This window comes from Kitasatospora sp. NPDC005751 (assembly GCF_040630835.1).
GTDB lineage: Bacteria > Actinomycetota > Actinomycetes > Streptomycetales > Streptomycetaceae > Kitasatospora.
In genome coordinates, this window is the sequence record NZ_JBEXYC010000001.1 from 296067 (window position 1) to 313348 (window position 17282).

The following is a 17282-nucleotide window of genomic DNA, read 5'->3' on the forward strand; positions in this document are numbered from 1 at the left end:
GACGGGCCGGCTCAGAGCCGGATCACCTCCGCGACGGGCATCGCGTTGACGCTCTCGTAGCGGACCTTGGCGCCCGGGTAGGGGGCGTGCACGATCACCCCGCCGCCGGCGTACATGCCGACGTGGTGCCTGTCCCGGTAGAAGATCACCAGGTCTCCCGGTCGCGCGTCGGAGATGCTGACCCGCCGGCCGGCGTACGCCTGGGCCTGCGAGGTGCGCGGCAGGGTCACTCCGGCCTGCCGCCAGCTCCAGTACATCAGACCGGAACAGTCGAACGCGCGGGGCCCGGCGGATCCGTACACATAGGGCGAACCGATCATCCGCACGGCGGCGGCCAGCGCGGCCGCGCCGCGTTCGGAGGCGGGCGGGGCCGTGCCCAGGTCGAGGCGGTCGGTGCCGCGGGTGGCCCGCTGCTCGGCCTCGCGGGCGTCCTGGGCCACCATCCGGGCCCGCTCGCCCGCCCCCAGGCTGTTGAGCAGCCGCTGCGCCTTGGCCAGCCGCTGCTGGATCTGCTGCTTGCTCTCGGCCAGGGCCCGGCGGGTCTCCTCCAGCTCGGAGAGCTTCATCGAGGCCTCCGACCGGCGCTGGTCGAGCCGGCGCTGACGGGCCACCACCTCGTGCAGCGTCTCGTTCTGCCGCTCGGCGGCCTGGTCCAGGCTGCGGGCCTTGGAGAGGTAGCCCTCCGGGTCGGTGGAGAGCATCAGCTGGACGGTCTGCGCCATCCCGCCGCCCCGGTACTCGGCGCCGGCCACGGTGGCGAGGTCGCCGCGGAGCTCGTTGAGCTCGCCCTGGGCGACGGCGACCTGCTGCTGGAGCGTGCCGGTCTCGTGCTGGAGGCGCTGCTGGACGTCCAGTGCGGCGTTGTACTTCTCCGAGGCCTGCTCGGCCTCGTCGTACAGCTGTTCCACCTGCGCCTTGACGTCCTTGCGGTTCGACGGCCCGTCCGGCGTGCCCGGGGCGGCCTGGGCGGCACCCCCCGTGGCCACCCCCAGCGCGGTGGTGGCCGCGGCGGTCAGCACCAGCGCACGGGCGAACGCGCCCGGCAGGGGGGAACGGCGGTGCACGGCCATACGACGGTAACTCCGATCCTGCGACCCGGCCCCGCCGCCGCACCGGTGCGGGCGGCTGTCGAGCGGGAGTCCGGTGGCAGACGTTAGCGAGTCCGGGCGAGCGAGTCCAAACCCCTCCCAACCCGAATATTTGACCCGCAATCGGACATCAGCACGGTCCAGCACGAAAGCCGCAGGCCCGGCCTCCCGCGAGGGGAGACCGGGCCTGCGGGAGCAGACGTCGGATCAGACGCGCACGATGGCCGAGATCGGCAGCATGCTGGCGGTCTCGTACCGGACGTTCGCGCCGGGCTTCGGCGCGTGGATGACCTGGCCGCCGCCGACGTAGAGCGCGACGTGGCTGCGGTCGGCACGGTAGATGATCAGGTCGCCGGGCTGGGCGTTGGCGATGTTGGTGCCCACGTTGGTACCGGCGGTGGCCTGGGACTGCGAGGTACGCGGCAGCGACACGTCCGCCTGGGCGTAGGCCCAGCTGGTCAGGCCGGAGCAGTCGAAGGAGCTCGGACCGGCCGCGCCGTAGACGTACGGGGCGCCCAGCTTGCTCTCCGCGGCGGCGATCGCGGCGGCGGCGCGCGAGCCGTTGGCGGCGGGCGCGGACGGCGCGGCGGCCGCGGCGGCGGGCTTGGCGGCCGGCGCCGACGGGGTGGGCAGCTGGTCGCGGGTGTTGTCGCGGGAGGCGCGGTCGGCGTCCGCCTTGGCCTTGGCCTCGGCCTTGGCGGCGTCCGCCTTGGCCTTCGCCTCGGCGGCGGCCTTCTCCTCGGCCGCGCGCATCGCCTGGCGCTCCTGCTCGGACAGCGAGTTGTACAGGTCCTGGGCCTTGGCCAGCTTGCCCTGGACCTCCTCCTTGGAGGCCTTCAGCTGCTGGGTGGTGGCTTCGAGCTCGCCGAGCTTGCCCTGGGCCTCGTTGCGGTCCTGGTCGAGCCTGCGCTGCTGCTCCTGGAGGTCCTTCAGCGCACCGGACTGCGTGCTGCCGGCCTGGTTGATGGCGCCGGCCTGGCTGAGGAAGCTGTCCGGGCTGGACGAGAGCATCAGCTGCACGGTCGGCGATATGCCGCCGTTGCGGTACTGCTCGCCGGCGATCTCGGCGAGACCGCCCTGGGCCTCGGTCACCGCGGCCTGCTGACGGGCCACCTTGTCCTGCAGCTCACCGACCTGCTTCTGCAGCTCCTGCTGCTTGGCCTGGGCACCGTTGAGCTTCTCGGTGGCCTGCTCGGCCTGCTCGTTGAGCTGGTCGATCTGCTCCTTGACCTGATCCTTGGTCGGCGTCGGGTCGGCGTGGGCGCCGGACTGCGCGGAGAGCGCGACCGCCGCGGCGGCGACACCGGTCAGAATCGAGACCCGGGCGCGGCCGGCGGGCTTGGGACGACGATGGGACGCCACGAAGGCGGACTCCTTCTTCCTACGTCCGCCTACCGGGTGAGCTGACGGGTTCGGGCCGGAAGCGTGCCCTACGACGCCTCACCGACCGCACGACGGTCGACCTGGCGCCGATTCACCCCGGAGGAACATGGTTCCCCGGCTCCGCTCCACAGCGCCCCCGACCACTGGACTCCCCGACGGGCAGATGCTCTGCCCCGCTGCTTCACGAACTCGGCGGTAAACCTCCGCCGCCACCCCTGCTGGGTGATCGACTGTGCGGTGGTTCGAGGCACGACCCTAGTAACAGAACCGTGATCCGTTCAAATCCTTGTCAGAAAAATGCCGGAAGAATATCCAAGTTCATTTGTGAATATGACCGGGTGTGATCACGCGCCCACATGGAGCTGATCGTTTGTCATGATGCGGCCGCAGACACCGGCGCCACCCCCGGTTCCGGGGGTGGCGCGGATCACAGGGCCGGATCCCGGCCCGTGGGCATGTCGGTCCGTCAGACCCGGCGGATCGCGTTGATCGGCATCGCGTCGGCCTTCATCACCTTCACCACGTCACCGGTGTGCGGCGCGTGGACCACCATCCCGTTGCCGATGTACATCCCGACGTGGCTGCGGTCCGGGCGGTAGATGATGAGGTCGCCCGGCTGGGCGTCGGCCAGCGAGGCCACCTTCGAGCCGTAGTTGGCCTGCGCCTGCGAGGTGCGCGGCAGCGAGACGCCGGCCTTCGCGTACGACCAGACCATCAGACCGGAGCAGTCGAAGGAGTTCGGGCCGACCGCGCTCCAGACGTACGGCGAACCCTGCTTGCTCATCGCGTTGGCGACGGCCTGCCCGGCGAAGCCGCTGCCCTGCGGGAGGCTGCTCAGGTCGGTGCGCTCGCTGCCGCGGGAGGCCCGGTCGGCCTGCTGCTGGGCGGCCTTCAGCGCGGCCCGGTCGGCGGCGCTGAGCGAGTTCAGCAGGTCCTGGGCTTCCTTGAGCTTCTTGTTGACCTCGGCCTTGGACTGGTTCAGGTCCTTGGTCGTGCTGTCCAGCGAGGCGAGGACGGCGGCCGCCTCGGCCTTCTGCTGGTCCAGCCGGCGCTGCTGGTCCTGCAGGCCCTTGAGCGCCTCGGTCTGGCTGGAGCTGGCCTGCTGGACGCTGGCGGCCTTGTCCAGGTAGCCGGACGGGTCGGAGGCGAGCATCAGCTGGACGGACGGGTCGATGCCGCCGGTCCGGTACTGCTCGGCCGCGACCTCGGCCAGCCCGCCCTGAAGCTGGGTCATCTGGTCCTGGCCGCGAGCCACCTGGTCCTGGAGCTGGTCCGCCTGCTTGCGCAGCTGGTCCGCCCGCTCCTTGGCACCGTTGAACTTCTCGGTGGCCTGCTCGGCCTCCTCCTGCAGCTGGTCGACCTGCGCCTTCACGTCCTCCTTCTTGGGGGACGGGCTGGGCGCGGCGTGGGCGCTGACCTGGGCCGAGAGGGCGACCGCGGTCGCAGCGGCAGCGGTCAGCACGGTGACCCGTGCACGGCTCGACTGCTTGGGACGGCGGTGGGTGGCCAAGTGACCGGCTCCTTCTTCCAACGGACTCACCCGAACGAGTGAGAATCCGGAAAATAGGTTTGACGCCAGACCCTAGTGAAGATCCACGCTTTGCGCCACTCCCCCGATGGCGTGAACTCCCGCCCCCCGCCATGACTTCACGGGATCCACACATCCCCGCAAACCGGGCGCTGACCAGGCGTCATCCCCTGCCGGCCGACCCCCGGCCGAGGTCAGGGCCGGGCCAGTCGGTTCAGCAGCAGCACCGAGGCTACAGGGCGCGCGCCCGCCTTCCGCACGCCCTCCGCGACCTCCCGGTCGGTGGAGACCACCACCACCGGCCGGCCCTGCGGCTCGGCCCGCACCAGGCGGCGGATCAGTTCGTCGGCGGTCTCCCCGGTCCGGCTGAACCGCACCCGGACCCCGCGCGGCGGCGCCAGGATCACCGGCACGTCGAGGTCCTGGCCGTCGAACACGCAGGTCACCTCCGCCTGCGTGCGTTGGGCCAGCATCGCCAGCCCGCCCAGCAGCCGGATCCGCTGCTGCTCCAGCGGGAGCGCCGGGTAGCCGGTCTTGGTCACGTTGTAGCCGTCCACCACCAGGTGGACCTGCGGGATCGCCAGCAGCTGGTCCAGCAGCGCCGGGTCGTCCTCGGCCAGCCCGCGCCGCGCCACGTCGTGCGGCGAGGCCGAACCCGGCACCACCGCCTCGACCAGGTCGGCCGGGCGGATCTGGGAGACCGGCAGGGCCAGCTCCCGCTGGAGCCCCTGCGCCGACTGCAGCACGGTGTCCAGCAGCAGCCGCAGCCGCATGTCCTCGACGCTGCGCCCCTCGCGGGCCGAACGGCGGCCCTGCTCGGCGGCGTTCTCCAGCTCGGAGATCCGGTGCCGCAGCCGCCGCGCCTCGCTCTCGGCGGCGCCGCGCTCGACGCCCGTCTGCGCCTTCAGGGCCTCCAGCTCCCCGGTGACCCGGCGCGTCTCGGCCTGGGCCCGCCGGGTGTCGCTCTCCAGCGAACGCACCTTCTTGCGCAGCGACTCCACCTCCTTGCGGACGTCCTCCGACTCGGCCCGCTGCCGGTCCAGGTCCGCCCGGGCGGCCGCGCGCACCTCGGCCAGCTCCGCCTGCAGCTTCTCGGCCAGCCGGGCCGCCTCGGCCGCCGCGCCCTCGGCGCCGGCCCGCTCGGCCTCCTCGCCGGCCTCGACGACCAGGCGGCTCCAGCCCGCCGGCCGGACCAGGTAGGCGGCGGCCGCCACGTCCATCGGATCGGCCGCGCCCGGCACGCTGCCCGACTCCAGCGCCCGGACCAGGTCCGGCTGCCCGAGCCGCAGCCGCTCCGCTATCCGCACCCGGAACGCCGGCTCGGACTCCAGCGCCGCGGCGAGCGCGGTGGCGGCGTACTTGGCCCGGCGCGCCGGGGTGAACTTGGCGTACGGGCGCAGCGTCTGCGGCAGCTCCGCGACCGGCAGCCCGCCGAGCGCGTCGGCGGCGAGGCCCACCACACGCCGGCGCACCCCCTCGGGCAGCGGCCGGTCGAGCCTCTCGGCCGCGCGGGCTGCCGCCGGCTCCTCACCGCCGGAGCCGCCGGCCTCCTCGCCGTCGACCTCCTCGGCGGGGGCGCCGGTGCCGGGCGCGGCGGCCTCGACCGCGTCCGGCGCCTGCGCGTCCACAGCGGGCTGCCGCCCCTGCGGCCCGGCGGGCTCCTGCGCTGCGTCCACCACGTCCTCGGCTCCGATCCTCGCCAGCGGGGTACGGCCGTCGGCCGTACCCCTGGTCGTCACGCTCCGTGCGCTCTGTCTGTATTGTCCCGCGCGGCGGACGGCCGTGCCGCGCACCGTCCACCGCGCGGGGCGGGCATCAAGCCTGCTCGGCGGCCTCGGCGCCCGGACGGGCCACCAGTTCGACCTGGTCCACCGCGTTGCACCAGCGGCAGCGCACCGACTCGATGGTCTCGCTGTGCACCTCGGTCTCCTCCACCTTGGACTCGCCGGCCAGGTCGAAGTGCAGGAACTCGGTCACCCGGGCGGTGCGGGTGACGTCGAAGCGGGTCAGGTTGCCGCACAGGGTGCAGCGCCAACGCGTCTCTGCGGTCAGGGCGGGGACGGTCATCGGGGGTCCTCTCGGGTGGTCCCTGGGTGGGCTCAGGCGCTCCCCCCGGAGCCCCGGCATCGGCGGCGGGAGGCGGGATTGCCCGCCCCAAGCCTATTGCCTGGGGCAACCACCCCGGCCACCGGTCACGGCGATCGCGGGGGTGGTCCACCTGCCGTACAGCACGGTGTCGCCCGGGCCGGACGGAGGGATGCTTGGTCGCATGGCGATCCCGGTCCTCGACCACACCGGCACGCGGGACGGCCCCCCGGCCGCGCCCGTCCCGGCCGTCAGCTACGCACTGATCGCGCTGAACGTGCTGGTCTTCCTGCTCGGCCCGGCGGCCGGGCTCAACCCGCTGTACGGCCGCGGGCAGGACCGGGTCTGCGCGGAGCAGCGGTACGAGCAGCGCTGGGGCGCCGTCCCGGCCGAGCTACTGGCCGGACGGCCGCTGAGCGCCGAACAGGTGGCCGAGGCCCCCGATCCGGTGCCGGGCTGCCCGGCCGCCCCGACCCCCGGCAAGCACCCGGCGATGTCCGTCCTCAGCGGGCTCTTCGTCCACGCCGGCTGGCTGCACCTGCTGGGCAACCTGCTCTTCCTCCAGGTCTTCGGCCCCACCGTCGAGGCCCGCTTCGGCCGGGCCCGGTTCGCGCTCTTCTACCTGGCGGCAGGCTCGCTGGCCACCTACGGCTTCGCGCTGGCCGAGGCGCACTCGGCGGACTACACCCGGGTCCTGATCGGCGCCTCGGGGGCGATCGCCGGCGTGCTCGGCGCCTACCTGAGGCTGCATCCGCGGGCCCGGGTGACCACGCTCGTCCCGCTGCTGCTCTTCCTGCCCCTGCGGTTCCCGGCCTGGCTGGTGCTCGGCCTCTGGTTCGCGCTCCAGTGGTGGTCGGTGCACTCGGCGGGGCCGGGCGTCGCCTACCTGGTCCACGTGATCGGCTTCTCGGCGGGGTTCCTGTACGCCTGCACGCTGGCCACCCGCCCCTCGCGACGGCCCCGCTGACGCCCGATACCCTGGCGGCACCTCACAAAGGAGCCCGAACAGTGATCACCGCCATCGTCCTGATCAAGACCAGCGTCGACCGCATCCCGGAAATCGCCGAGGCGATCGCGGCCATCGAGGGCGTCAGCGAGGTCTACTCGGTCACCGGCGGCTACGACCTGGTGGCGATGGTGCGGGTGCGCCGGCACGACGACCTGGCCGAGGTGATCCCCGGCCGGCTGAACAAGGTCCCGGGCGTGGCCCACACCGAGACCCAGATCGCCTTCCGCACCTACTCCCAGCACGACCTGGAGACCGCCTTCGCGCTCGGCCTGGGCGAGTAGCCTCCCCCGTTCAGCCCTCGCGCCGGGTGTCCGCGACGCAGCGGCCGCCCTCGTTGCGGTAGTTCCAGGCCGCGCCGTCCGTGACCAGCTCGCGGACGGCGGTCAGGAACCGGTCGATGTGCTCGTCCGGGGTACCCGCGCCGAAGCTGACCCGGATCGCGTTCAGGCTGCGCTCCCCCGGCAGCGACGCCTCCGGCGCACCGCACTCGGACGGCGCCACGTCCTCGTCGCCGAGCAGGGTGCGCACCAGCGGGTGCGCGCAGAACAGGCCGTCGCGCACCCCGATGCCGTACTCGGCGGAGAGCGCGGCCGAGAAGTGCGAGCTGTTCCAGCCCTGGACGACGAAGGAGAGCACGCCCACCCGGGCCGAGTCCGCGCCGAACAGGTTCAGCACCCGCACCTGCGGGACCTCCGCCAGCCCGGCCTTCAGCCGGGCGATCAGCTGCTGCTCGCGGGCCTCCAGCGCGTCGAAGCCGGCCTCGGTCAGGGCCCGGCAGGCCGAGGCGATGGAGTAGACGCCGATCACGTTCGGCGAGCCGGCCTCGTGCCGGGCCGGGCCGGTGTGCCACTGCACGGCCACCGAGCCGTCGGCCTCCCGGGCGACCGTGCGGGTGGCGCCGCCGCCGGCCAGGTACGGCTCGGCCGCGTCCAGCCAGTCGGCCCGGCCGGCCAGCACCCCGGCGCCGAACGGCGCGTAGATCTTGTGGCCCGAGAAGGCGATCCAGTCCACGCCCAGCTCGCGCACCGAGACCCGGTGGTGCGGGGCGAGCTGCGCGGCGTCCAGCACCACCCGGGCGCCGTGCCGGTGGGCGGTCTCGGTGAGCTCGGCGACCGGCCAGAGCTCGCCGGTGACGTTCGAGGCGCCGGTGACGCAGAGCAGCTTGGGGCCCTCGGGGGCCTCGGCCAGCGCGGCGTCCAGCGCGGCGACGGCCTCGGCGTGCGAGCGCGGGGCGCGCAGGTAGGTGACGCTCAGCCCGGCGTGGCGCCAGGGCAGCAGCGAGGCGTGGTGCTCGGTCTCGAAGGCGAACACCCGGGTGCCGGCCGGGACGGCGCCCGCCAGCAGGTTCAGCGAGTCGGTGGTGGCCCGGGTGAAGACCACCTGGTCGCCCTCGCGCAGGTCGAGGAAGTCAGCGACGGTCCGGCGGCTCTGCTCGAAGAGGTCGGTGGAGAGCTGGGAGAGGTAGCCGGCGCCCCGGTGCACGCTGCCGTAGTAGGGGGCGTAGGCGGCGACGTCGTCCCAGACCCGCTGCAGCGCCGGGGAGCTGGCGGCGTAGTCGAGCGCGGCGTAGGTGACCTTGTCACCGTTGACCAGCGGGACCTCGACGTCGTGGCCGAGGACGGGGAGCGGGGCGCAGATCTCGGTGGCGACGGACATGGGGGTGCACTCCTTCGACGGGTAAGGACCCCGGAGGTGCGTGTCAGCCGGCGTCCGCGCTTGTCACGCGGACGGTTCGCCGCGAGACCCGGTCCTCACCCAGGGCACCCCGCCACGGACGGAGGGTTGCCGGACAGCCAGCTGGGGCTTGACGCTGTCACTCATGACCTGGCGAAGACTCTAGGTCGCGTCCGCCGAGTGGTCAAACAGGGGTCCGCCATCCGGACAGCGGTCCACAGCCGGGGCCCGGCGACGCCCCCGCCGGACGCGCGAAGGGCCCGCGGGAGGCGTCCCCCCGCGGGCCCGACCGCCGCTTCACACCCGGGTGGTGGCCTCGGACCAGCGCCGCAGCAGATCCTGCGCGGCGCCCGAGTCGATGGCCGCCGCGGCCCGCTCCATTCCGGCCGCCAGCTGCTCGGCGAGCGGCGCGTCGGTGAGGTCCAGCGCCACCAGCGCCGTCGCCGTGTTCATCAGGACGGCGTCCCGCACCGCCCCGCGCTCCCCGGCCAGCAGCCGGCGCGCGACGTCCGCGTTGAAAGCCGGGTCCCCGCCGCGCAGCGCCTCGATGCCCACCAGCTGGACGCCGACGTCGCGCGGGTCGAAGGAGGTCTCGGTGACCTCGCCGTCGCGCACGATCCAGACCCGGGAGGTGGTGGTGACGGTCAGCTCGTCCAGGCCGTCGTCGCCGCGGAAGACCAGCGCGGTGGACCCCCGGCGGGCCAGCACCCCGGCGATCAGCGAGGCCAGCCGGGTGTCGAAGCAGCCGATCGCGTGCGCGGTGACCTTGGCCGGGTTGGTCAGCGGGCCGAGGGTGTTGAAGGCGGTCGGCACCCCGAGGCCGCTGCGGGCCGGGGCGGTGTGCCGCATCGCGGGGTGGAACCTGGCCGCGAAGCAGAAGGTCAGCCCGACCTCCTCGGCCACCTCGGCGACCCGCCGGGCCGAGAGGTCCAGATTGACGCCGAGCTTCTCGAGCACGTCCGAGGAGCCGCTCGCCGAGGAGGCCGCCCGGTTGCCGTGCTTGACCACCTTGGCACCGGCCGCCGCGGCGACGATCGCCGACATGGTCGAGATGTTGACGGTCTTCGCCCGGTCGCCGCCGGTGCCCACGATGTCGACCGCCGGGCCGGGGATGGAGAGCGGTTCGGCGTGCGCGTACATCGAGTCCACCAGGCCGACGATCTCGTCCACCGTCTCGCCCTTGGCCCGCAGGGCGACCATGAAGCCGGCCATCTGCACGGCGGAGGCCTCGCCGCTCATGATCCGGTCCATCGCCCAGGCGGTGTCCGCCCGGTCGAGGTCCTCGCCCCGCAGCAGCGCCGACAGGATGTCCGGCCAGGTGCGGACCACCTGCACGGGGTCCTTGCCGCCGTTCGCAGGGTTCACGTTCACCATGGCTGACTCCAGCTCTTGTCGGTTCCCCGAGGGGTTCTCCGTAAGGATGGAGCCAGCCTATCGAGCGGCGGGACGCCTCCGCCCCGCCGTCGCCTTCACTTCTCTCCCACTGAGACGCGGTCCTACCGGGCGGCCGGCGCCCGCTTCGCCAGCCGGGCTCGGAGCAGCGTGGCGGCCGCCTCGGCCAGCGCCACCGGGTCCACGGGGTGGGAGATGGCCGCGTCGGCCCGGCTCCAGGCGGCCAGCCAGGAGTCCTGCGGCCGGCCGATCACCACCAGCACCGGCGGGCAGCCGTAGATCTCGTCCTTCAACTGCCGGGCGAGCCCGAGGCCGCCGGCCGGGACCGCCTCGCCGTCCAGCACGCAGAGGTCCACGCCCCCCTTCTCCAGTGCCTTCAGCACCGCGGGGGTCGTCGCGCACTCCAGGTAGGTCAGCTCCGGCAGATCCTCCGCGGGCCGGCGGCCGAGGGCCGTCAGCACCTGCTCGCGGGTGTTGCGGTCGTGGCTGTAGACGAGAACGGTCAGCGTCTCGTCGGTGGTGTACGCCATGGGCCCTGCTCCCTCAAGTGTGATCCGGACCACGTTCGTCTCAACCCGGATGCTACTCCCGATCACCGCCCGCCGAGCCACTCCCGCGCGATCCGTCTCAAGCCGCCGCGCCCGCGACTCACCCGCCCGGAGGACAGGCCGTCACCCCCGCGGTCGCGGTCCACCCGTACGGCCGACCCGAGGGCCTTTCCCTTACTCCCGGCGGACCCCGAAGGAGTGGAGCGACACGCTGGGCATCAGGGTCGAAGATGCCTTCGAAGAACCGTCAGAAAAGGGACACACCCCTGCTCAGCCGCCATCCGGGCGTCCCGGCGGGCCCCACCGGGGCATACCGCACGCACCGGACACTCCGAGGGACACCCCCCGGCGTGAAGACGGAATAAGGGACCGACATAATGTCCGTCGTGGCGACAGCAACAGCAGTAGAAACCGGGCACGCGCACGGATCGGTCAACCGGCCGAACATGGTCAGCGTCGGAACGATCGTCTGGCTCAGTTCCGAGTTGATGTTCTTCGCGGCCCTCTTCGCGATGTACTTCACGCTCCGCTCCGTCAAGGGAGCCGAGTTCTGGAGCGAGAAGGCGCACGCCCTCAACGTGCCCTTCTCCTCGGTCAACACCACGATCCTGGTGCTCTCCTCTCTCACCTGCCAGCTCGGCGTGTTCGCTGCCGAGCGCGGGGACGTGAAGAAGCTCCGCTCGTGGTTCGTCATCACCTTCGTGATGGGCGCGATCTTCATCGGCGGCCAGATCTTCGAGTACACCGAGCTGGTCAAGAAGGACGGCCTCTCGCTGTCCTCCGACCCGTACGGCACGGTGTTCTACCTGACCACCGGCTTCCACGGTATGCACGTGACGGGTGGTCTGATCGCCTTCCTGCTGGTCCTCGGACGGACGTACGCAGCCAAGCGCTTCACGCACGAGCAGGCCACCGCCGCCATCGTGGTGTCGTACTACTGGCACTTCGTCGACGTCGTGTGGATCGGCCTGTTCGCGACCATCTACCTGATCAAGTAACCAGCTGATCAGGTCGCTGGCCACCGGCTCCGGGTCCCGCCCTCACCGGCGACGGCCCGATTTGCCGGTGCCTACGCTCCCAACCGACCGACCGCGCGCGCAGCCCTAGACAGGCAGCCTCGTGCCGGCCAGACCGGCCGCCGGGTGCACCCACCAGTCGACCAGATCCTGACACCGGGGTTATTCCGTGAAAAAGCTCTCCGCACGACGGCGCCACCCATTGGCGGCGCTGGTCGTCCTACTTCTCGCCCTGGCGGCAACCGGGGGGCTGTACGCCGCGTTCGCGCCCGCCGACAAGGCGCAGGCCGACGTCGCCGCGCAGTCGCTCGCGATCGATGAGGGCAAGAAGCTCTTCGCCGTGGGCTGCTCCTCCTGCCACGGCCTGAACGGCCAGGGCAGCAGCGACGGTCCGAGCCTGGTCGGCGTCGGCTCAGCCGCGGTCGACTTCCAGGTCGGCACCGGCCGCATGCCGGCCCAGCAGCCCGGCGCCCAGGTGCCGCGCAAGAAGAACATCTACTCGCAGGCGGAGATCGACCAGCTCGCCGCCTTCGTGGCTTCGCTCGGCCCCGGCCCGGTCATCCCGACCGAGGAGCAGTACACCTCGACCAACCCCGAGGACCTCTCCAAGGGTGGCGAGCTGTTCCGCACCAACTGCGCCCAGTGCCACAACTTCGCCGGCCAGGGCGGTGCCCTGACCCAGGGCAAGTACGCCCCGTCGCTGGAGGGAGTGGACGCCAAGCACATCTACGAGGCCATGCAGACCGGCCCGCAGAACATGCCGTCGTTCCCGGACACCACCATGCCCGAGGAGCAGAAGAAGCAGATCGTGGCCTTCGTCCGCCACACCACCAACGATGAGCCGAACCCCGGCGGTCTCACGCTCGGCAGCCTCGGTCCGGTGACCGAGGGCCTGTTCGGCTGGATCTTCGGTCTCGGCACGCTCATCGCGGTCGCGATCTGGGTCGCCGCCCACACCACCAAGGCCAAGAAGTCATGAGCCACGACATGTCAGAAGAGAAGCTCCCGGAGTCACACGGCTCCGCCGGACACCACGAGGTGGCCGCCCACGGCGATCCGTTCGCCGACCCGGGCCTGCCGGCCCACCAACCGCGTCGCACCGACATCGACGAGCGGGCCGCCCAGCGGGCCGAGCGCCAGGTCTCGCTGATGTTCGTGGTCTCGATGCTCGCCACCGTGGGCTTCATCGCCTCCTACGTGGCCATCGACCCGGACAAGATCGTCTACATCTTCCCGCTGGGCCACGTCAGCGCGCTGAACTTCGCGCTGGGCATGACCCTGGGCGTCGCGCTGTTCTGCATCGGCGCGGGTGCGGTCCACTGGGCCCGCACCCTGATGTCGGACCACGAGATCCCGGCCGAGCGTCACCCGATCGAGGCCGACGACGAGGTCCGCGCGGACGTCATCGAGCAGTTCAGGACCGGCGCCGCCGAGTCCGGCTTCGGCCGCCGCAAGATGATCCGCAACACCCTCATCGGTTCGATGGCCCTGGTGCCGCTGTCCGGCGTCGTGCTGCTGCGCGACCTGGGCCCGCTGCCCGAGGACAAGCTGGAGCACACCGGCTGGCGCGAGGCCACCGATGTGAAGCCGCTGCAGCTGATCAACATGAACACCAACCAGCCGATGAAGGCCGAGGACGTCATCGTCGGCTCGCTGACCTTCGCCATGCCGGAGGGTCTCAGCACGCACGACGAGGACTTCCAGCAGCAGATCGCCAAGGACGCCCTGATGCTGGTGCGCATCGCACCGGAGGACATCAAGGACACCGAGTCCCGGGAGAAGGGCTTCGAGGGCATCCTCGCCTACTCCAAGATCTGCACCCACGTCGGCTGCCCGATCAGCCTGTACGAGCAGCAGACCCACCACGCGCTCTGCCCCTGCCACCAGTCGACCTTCGACCTGGCGGACGGCGCGCGCGTCATCTTCGGCCCGGCCGGCCACCCGCTGCCGCAGCTGAAGATCACCACTGACGAGAAGGGCTTCCTGGTCGCCACCGGCGACTTCGACGAGCCCGTCGGCCCGAGCTACTGGGAGCGTGCTCGATGAGTAGCGCGAGCAGCACCACCTCCGGTGCCGCCAAGCCCGCCGGCAGCACGCGTGCCAAGCCCGCCAACAAGTGGGAGCAGGCTGCTGACTGGACGGACGGCCGGCTGGGGATCTACTCCCTCGCCAAGGCCAACCTGCGGAAGATCTTCCCGGACCACTGGTCCTTCATGCTGGGCGAGATCTGCCTCTACACCTTCGTCATCATCATCCTGACGGGCGTGTACCTGACGCTGTTCTTCAAGCCCAGCATGGGCGAGGTCATCTACGACGGCTCGTACATCCCGCTCAAGGGCATCCCGATGTCCGAGGCGTACGCGTCGACGGTGGACATCAGCTTCGAGGTCCGCGGCGGCCTGCTGGTCCGCCAGATCCACCACTGGGCCGCGCTGGTCTTCGTGGCCGCGATGCTCGTGCACATGATGCGCGTGTTCTTCACCGGCGCGTTCCGCAAGCCGCGCGAGATCAACTGGGTCTTCGGCTTCCTGCTGCTGGTCCTGGGCATGTTCGACGGCTTCTTCGGCTACTCGCTGCCCGACGACCTGCTCTCGGGCACCGGTATCCGCTTCATGGAAGGCGCGATCCTCGCCGTCCCGCTGGTGGGCACCTACATCCAGATGTTCCTGTTCGGCGGCGAGTTCCCCGGCCACGACATCGTGCCGCGGTTCTTCACCATCCACGTGCTGCTGATCCCCGGCATCATGCTCGGCCTGCTGGTCGCGCACCTGATCCTGGTCTTCTACCACAAGCACACCCAGTGGGCGGGCCCGGGCAAGACCGAGAAGAACGTCGTCGGCATGCCGCTGATGCCGGTCTACATGGCCAAGGCCGGTGGCTTCTTCTTCCTGGTCTTCGGTCTCATCGCCGCCGTCTCGGCGATCGCCACGATCAACCCGATCTGGGCGTACGGCCCGTACCGCCCCGACCAGGTGTCCACGGACGCCCAGCCGGACTGGTACATGGGCTTCTCCGAGGGCCTGATCCGCGTCATGCCGGGCTGGGAGATCGGCCTGTGGGGCCACACCCTGAACCTGGGTGTCTTCGTCCCGCTGATGATCTTCCCGCTGGTCCTGGTCGCGATCGCGGTCTACCCGTTCATCGAGTCCTGGGTCACCGGCGACAAGCGCGAGCACCACATCCTGGACCGCCCGCGCAACGCGCCGGTCCGCACCGCGCTGGGCGCCGCCTGGATCAGCCTGTACCTGGTGCTGCTGGTCGGTGGTGGCAACGACCTGTTCGCCACCCACCTGCACCTGTCGATCAACGACATCACGTACTTCGTCCGCGTGGGCTTCTTCGTGGTGCCGGTGCTGACCTTCATCGCCACCAAGCGCTGGTGCCTCGGCCTCCAGCGCCGGGACAAGGAGAAGGTGCTGCACGGCCGCGAGACGGGCGTCATCAAGCGCCTGCCGCACGGCGAGTTCATCGAGGTGCACGCCCAGCTGCCGCAGGCCGACCTGCACAAGCTCACCTCGCACGAGCAGCCGCCCGTGTTCGAGCTGCCGGCCGAGACGGACGAGAACGGCGTGGCCGCCAAGGCCGGGCTGATCCCCCGTACCCGGGCGAAGCTCTCCCGCGGCTTCTACGGCGAGGGCAGCCGGATCCCGAAGCCGACCGCCGAGGAGCACCACGAGATCACCAGCGGCCACGGCCACCACTGATCCCGTACGCATCCCCCGCGTCACCCCCGAGGGCCGCCGACCAGAGTTCTTCCTGGTCGGCGGCCCTCGGGCTTTCCCGTCCGCCCCACCGTCAGGAGCCCCCGTGGAGCTGTCCGTCGACCCCGCCGCCGCCACGCCCCCGTACGAGCAGATCCGGGAGCAGATCGCCGAGCGCGCCCGCACCGGTGACCTGCCGACCGGGCTGCGGCTGCCCACCGTCCGGGCCCTGGCCGAGCAGCTCGGGCTGGCGGCCGGGACGGTGGCGCGGGCCTACCGCGAGCTGGAGACCGACGGGGTGGTGGAGACGCACGGCCGGCGCGGCACCCTGATCGCCGCCACCGGGGACACCGCGCACCGGCTGGCCGCCGCCGCGGCCACCGAGTACGCCGAGCGGGTCCGGCGGCTCGGCGTGCCGGAGGCGGACGCCCTGGCGGCCGTGGCGACGGCGCTGCGGCTGGCCCACCGGGAGCCCGGCCGGGAGGGCTGAGCGGCCCGGGCCGGGGCCGGGAGGGGCGTCAGAGCTCCGGGCGGATCATCCCGGTGGCGGGGGCCCGGGAGGCCGGCGGCGTGGTGTTGACGGGCTGTCCGAGGGCGCTGTGCTTGACCCAGTCGGTCCAGGCGATGTTCCAGTCCCCGAAGCCGTTGCCGAAGGACTCCATGCTCGGACCCTGGCTGTTGACCACCGTGACCAGGTCCCCGATCCGGGTGTTCTGGTAGAACCACTTCGCGTTCTCGGTGCTCATGCCGGTACAGCCGTGGCTGACGTTCGCCACCCCCTGCGAGCCCACCGACCAGGGCGCGGCGTGCACGTACTCGCCGCTCCAGGTCACCCGGGTGGCCCACTCGACGTTGAGGTCGTAGGCCTCCGAGCTGCCGGCGGCTATGCCGATCGTCTCGCCGCTCATCCGCACCTGGCGCTCCTGTCCGAGCACCACCTTGACGCCGTTGCGGGTGTCGAAGCCGGGCTTGCCGGTGGTCACGGGTATCGTCCGGACCACCTCGCCGCCGCGCGTCAGGGTGAGCTCGTGGGTGGCGGCGTCCACCACCGACTCCACCCGCTCGCCGATCCGCAGGGCCAGCGCGGCGCGGTCGCCGCCGTAGAGGCCGTCCGCGATCCGGCTGCCGGTGCCGTCGTAGACCAGGCTGACGGTGGTGCCGGTCGGCCAGTACTCCTCCGGCCGGAAGTGCAGGTTCTTGTCGTCCACCCAGTACCAGCCGCCGGTGACGGCGGGCTGCGAGGTGACGGTCAGGGCGCGCTCGACCTCCTGGCGGGCCTGCGGGTCCTTCACCGCCTCCGAGAGCTGGACGGTGAGCGGCTGGCCGACGCCGTAGAGGCCGGTGCCGGAGGAGTCCGGGCCGAGCTTGGCGGTGAGCAGGCGCTGGCCCGCCACCGTGCTGAAGCCGGCGGTGGTCTCGCCGCGACCGCCCTTGCCGTCGTCGGCGGCGATCCTGACGGTGTAGGCGGTGGCCGCCTTGAGGCGCCCGGTGGTCTGCCAGCTGAGCTGGTCCGCCGAGAGCTGTCCGGCCACCACCCGGCCGTCCGGACCGACCACCGTGACGTCGGTGAGCCGGCTGCCGGGTACCGCCGTCACCGTCACCGGCTGGGACGGATCCACCGTCCCGGTCGCCGAGAGGTGCACCAGCGGGGCCGCGTCGACCCGGTGGACGGCGCCCGGGGCGTCGTCCTCACCGGACGAGCAGGCGGCCAGTGGGGCCAGTACGACGAGAGCCAGCGAGATGCTGCCGATACCTGCGGTTCCGCGCCTGTCGGCCATGACCGCCTCCGAGGGTTCGCACGATTGATCAGATCGTAGGAACGTGAAGCGGCGGAGCGACATCCGAGCGACCCCCCGTT

16 protein-coding genes and 2 riboswitches are annotated in these 17282 nt (G+C 71.9%); of the genes, 7 read left to right on the forward strand and 9 right to left on the reverse strand.

What is annotated here, in order from left to right; genetic code table 11:
- Positions 1-11 precede the first annotated feature (11 nt).
- The 5 genes from ABZ497_RS01330 to ABZ497_RS01350 all read right to left on the reverse strand — a co-directional run bounded on the left by ABZ497_RS01330 (position 12) and on the right by ABZ497_RS01350 (position 6066).
- Entirely contained in the window at positions 12-1070 is a 1059-nt protein-coding gene (locus tag ABZ497_RS01330; protein ID WP_359802630.1) for an NlpC/P60 family protein, read from the reverse strand.
- Between the two features lie 225 nt (positions 1071-1295).
- On the reverse strand, positions 1296-2450 hold the full coding sequence (locus tag ABZ497_RS01335; RefSeq protein WP_359802633.1) for an NlpC/P60 family protein: 1155 nt from the start codon (positions 2448-2450) through the stop codon (positions 1296-1298).
- 10 nt (positions 2451-2460) lie between these two features.
- Positions 2461-2614, reverse strand: a riboswitch (cyclic di-AMP (ydaO/yuaA leader).
- 323 nt (positions 2615-2937) lie between these two features.
- Complete coding sequence (locus ABZ497_RS01340) at positions 2938-3981, reverse strand: NlpC/P60 family protein (protein ID WP_329487301.1); 1044 nt, start codon at positions 3979-3981, stop codon at positions 2938-2940.
- 212 nt (positions 3982-4193) lie between these two features.
- Positions 4194-5738 (reverse strand): NYN domain-containing protein, encoded by a 1545-nt coding sequence (locus ABZ497_RS01345; protein WP_359802635.1) that lies wholly within the window; start codon positions 5736-5738, stop codon positions 4194-4196.
- A gap of 76 nt (positions 5739-5814) precedes the next feature.
- On the reverse strand, positions 5815-6066 hold the full coding sequence (locus ABZ497_RS01350) for a hypothetical protein (protein WP_329487305.1): 252 nt from the start codon (positions 6064-6066) through the stop codon (positions 5815-5817).
- Between the two features lie 202 nt (positions 6067-6268).
- Between ABZ497_RS01350 and ABZ497_RS01355 the strand changes: the two genes are divergently transcribed.
- Entirely contained in the window at positions 6269-7051 is a 783-nt protein-coding gene (locus ABZ497_RS01355) for a rhomboid family intramembrane serine protease (RefSeq protein ID WP_359802638.1), read from the forward strand.
- 41 nt (positions 7052-7092) lie between these two features.
- Positions 7093-7374 carry an Lrp/AsnC ligand binding domain-containing protein gene (locus tag ABZ497_RS01360; protein WP_329487307.1) on the forward strand — a complete coding sequence of 94 codons (282 nt, stop codon included), beginning with the start codon at positions 7093-7095 and terminating at the stop codon, positions 7372-7374.
- A gap of 10 nt (positions 7375-7384) precedes the next feature.
- Here ABZ497_RS01360 and ABZ497_RS01365 read toward each other — a convergent pair whose 3' ends face one another.
- The 3 genes from ABZ497_RS01365 to ABZ497_RS01375 all read right to left on the reverse strand — a co-directional run bounded on the left by ABZ497_RS01365 (position 7385) and on the right by ABZ497_RS01375 (position 10689).
- The gene (locus ABZ497_RS01365) at positions 7385-8749 is read right to left on the reverse strand and encodes an aminotransferase class V-fold PLP-dependent enzyme (RefSeq protein WP_359802640.1); all 1365 of its coding nucleotides are present in this window, start codon (positions 8747-8749) and stop codon (positions 7385-7387) included.
- A 51-nt stretch (positions 8750-8800) separates the two neighbouring features.
- A riboswitch (SAM riboswitch) is annotated at positions 8801-8918 on the reverse strand.
- Positions 8919-9064: 146 nt separating this feature from the next.
- Positions 9065-10141, reverse strand: coding sequence for an anthranilate phosphoribosyltransferase (gene trpD / locus ABZ497_RS01370; protein WP_329487309.1), 1077 nt, complete (start codon positions 10139-10141; stop codon positions 9065-9067).
- Positions 10142-10263: 122 nt separating this feature from the next.
- On the reverse strand, positions 10264-10689 hold the full coding sequence (locus ABZ497_RS01375) for a hypothetical protein (RefSeq protein WP_329487310.1): 426 nt from the start codon (positions 10687-10689) through the stop codon (positions 10264-10266).
- A gap of 395 nt (positions 10690-11084) precedes the next feature.
- On the opposite strand from ABZ497_RS01375, the gene ABZ497_RS01380 reads away from it, so the two are divergent.
- From ABZ497_RS01380 to ABZ497_RS01400, 5 genes are all read left to right on the forward strand, one after another.
- Positions 11085-11705: a heme-copper oxidase subunit III gene (locus ABZ497_RS01380; protein WP_073923280.1), complete on the forward strand. Its 621-nt coding sequence runs from the start codon at positions 11085-11087 to the stop codon at positions 11703-11705.
- Positions 11706-11892: 187 nt separating this feature from the next.
- Positions 11893-12702: a c-type cytochrome gene (locus ABZ497_RS01385; RefSeq protein ID WP_359802645.1), complete on the forward strand. Its 810-nt coding sequence runs from the start codon at positions 11893-11895 to the stop codon at positions 12700-12702.
- Between the two features lie 8 nt (positions 12703-12710).
- A complete protein-coding gene (locus tag ABZ497_RS01390; protein WP_329487312.1) occupies positions 12711-13769 on the forward strand; it encodes a Rieske 2Fe-2S domain-containing protein in 1059 nt (352 codons plus the stop codon).
- A complete protein-coding gene (locus ABZ497_RS01395) occupies positions 13766-15427 on the forward strand; it encodes a ubiquinol-cytochrome c reductase cytochrome b subunit (protein WP_329487313.1) in 1662 nt (553 codons plus the stop codon). Before ABZ497_RS01390 ends, ABZ497_RS01395 begins: the two co-directional genes overlap by 4 nt.
- 103 nt (positions 15428-15530) lie before the next feature.
- Positions 15531-15914 (forward strand): GntR family transcriptional regulator, encoded by a 384-nt coding sequence (locus tag ABZ497_RS01400; RefSeq protein WP_329487314.1) that lies wholly within the window; start codon positions 15531-15533, stop codon positions 15912-15914.
- Between the two features lie 28 nt (positions 15915-15942).
- Here the strand turns inward: ABZ497_RS01400 and ABZ497_RS01405 are convergent, their stop codons facing one another.
- Positions 15943-17202 (reverse strand): Ig-like domain-containing protein, encoded by a 1260-nt coding sequence (locus ABZ497_RS01405; RefSeq protein WP_359802647.1) that lies wholly within the window; start codon positions 17200-17202, stop codon positions 15943-15945.
- Positions 17203-17282 lie beyond the last annotated feature (80 nt).

Excerpts from the sequence above, each read along its gene's own strand:
- ABZ497_RS01390 (WP_329487312.1), top strand. The coding sequence starts at position 12,711 with ATGTCAGAAGAGAAGCTCCCGGAGTCACACGGCTCCGCCGGACACCAC.
- ABZ497_RS01330 (WP_359802630.1), bottom strand. The coding sequence starts at position 1,070 with ATGGCCGTGCACCGCCGTTCCCCCCTGCCGGGCGCGTTCGCCCGTGCG.
- ABZ497_RS01375 (WP_329487310.1), bottom strand. The coding sequence starts at position 10,689 with ATGGCGTACACCACCGACGAGACGCTGACCGTTCTCGTCTACAGCCAC.
- trpD (WP_329487309.1), bottom strand. The coding sequence starts at position 10,141 with ATGGTGAACGTGAACCCTGCGAACGGCGGCAAGGACCCCGTGCAGGTG.
- ABZ497_RS01355 (WP_359802638.1), top strand. The coding sequence starts at position 6,269 with ATGGCGATCCCGGTCCTCGACCACACCGGCACGCGGGACGGCCCCCCG.
- ABZ497_RS01395 (WP_329487313.1), top strand. The coding sequence starts at position 13,766 with ATGAGTAGCGCGAGCAGCACCACCTCCGGTGCCGCCAAGCCCGCCGGC.
- ABZ497_RS01365 (WP_359802640.1), bottom strand. The coding sequence starts at position 8,749 with ATGTCCGTCGCCACCGAGATCTGCGCCCCGCTCCCCGTCCTCGGCCAC.
- ABZ497_RS01350 (WP_329487305.1), bottom strand. The coding sequence starts at position 6,066 with ATGACCGTCCCCGCCCTGACCGCAGAGACGCGTTGGCGCTGCACCCTG.
- ABZ497_RS01380 (WP_073923280.1), top strand. The coding sequence starts at position 11,085 with ATGTCCGTCGTGGCGACAGCAACAGCAGTAGAAACCGGGCACGCGCAC.
- ABZ497_RS01405 (WP_359802647.1), bottom strand. The coding sequence starts at position 17,202 with ATGGCCGACAGGCGCGGAACCGCAGGTATCGGCAGCATCTCGCTGGCT.